The sequence below is a fragment of the Mesorhizobium sp. M7A.F.Ca.MR.362.00.0.0 genome, assembly GCF_004023175.1.
Taxonomy (GTDB): domain Bacteria; phylum Pseudomonadota; class Alphaproteobacteria; order Rhizobiales; family Rhizobiaceae; genus Mesorhizobium.
Map to the genome: position 1 here is coordinate 685 of NZ_RZTF01000729.1, position 772 is coordinate 1,456.

At 62.4% G+C, this 772-nt stretch carries 1 protein-coding gene and 1 pseudogene; both read left to right on the forward strand.

Going from position 1 to position 772, the window contains the following annotated elements; all coding sequences use genetic code 11:
• Nucleotides 1-202, forward strand: a pseudogene (locus tag EOC06_RS44585) (sugar ABC transporter ATP-binding protein); the annotation flags it as partial.
• On the forward strand, nucleotides 199-772 hold a 574-nt coding region (locus EOC06_RS37205; RefSeq protein ID WP_164898995.1), incomplete at its 3' end, for an ABC transporter permease. The pseudogene EOC06_RS44585 and the gene EOC06_RS37205, both read left to right, overlap by 4 nt.

The following is a 772-nucleotide window of genomic DNA, read 5'->3' on the forward strand; positions in this document are numbered from 1 at the left end:
GTTCATCGGCCACAACATCCATCATGTCTTCGACATCGCCGATCGCTTCGTCGTGCTGGATCGCGGCAAGGTCGCACTGACGACCGACCGCAGCGAGGTCAAGTCGGCCGAAGATCTCATCAACTTCATGGAAGAGGTCGCGCATCCCGGCGGATTGGCCGGACTGCACGATGCCGGCGACGCGGAGCAGAGAGCACGATGAGCAAGACCATGGAGCCAGATCTGCACGAGCCGTCCTCCGGCATTGCCCGCCCCAGTGCCCAGAAAGAGTGGAAACACCCTTCCGATCACTGGATGCGCGGCTTCATCCTCGACAACCGTGCCGCGCTCGGCACGCTCGCCGTGTTCATCGTCATGATGACGGTGTTCATGATCGCCAACCCGACCGTCTTCACCACCTGGTATCTCTACCGCTCGGTGCTGACGACGCTCCCCGTTGCGCTGTTCGTGGTGGTGCCGCTGGTCTTCGTCGTCACCTGCGGTGAGATCGACCTGTCGTTTCCGGCGACGATGGGTTTTGCCTCATGGGTTTTCGCGCTGGTCGTGCAGGCCGGCTACGATCCGTTCCTCGGCATCGCCGCCGCACTCGTCACCGGCATGCTGCTCGGCTTCCTGGTCGGGTCGCTGGTGGTCTATGGCGGGCTGTCGTCGCTGATCGCCACGCTCGGCATGAATTTCCTGCTGCGCGGCCTGATCCAGATCATCAACGAAGGCAAGTCGATGGCGCTGACCAGCCTCAGCGACAGCTGGGCCTATACGATCTTCTCCAGCC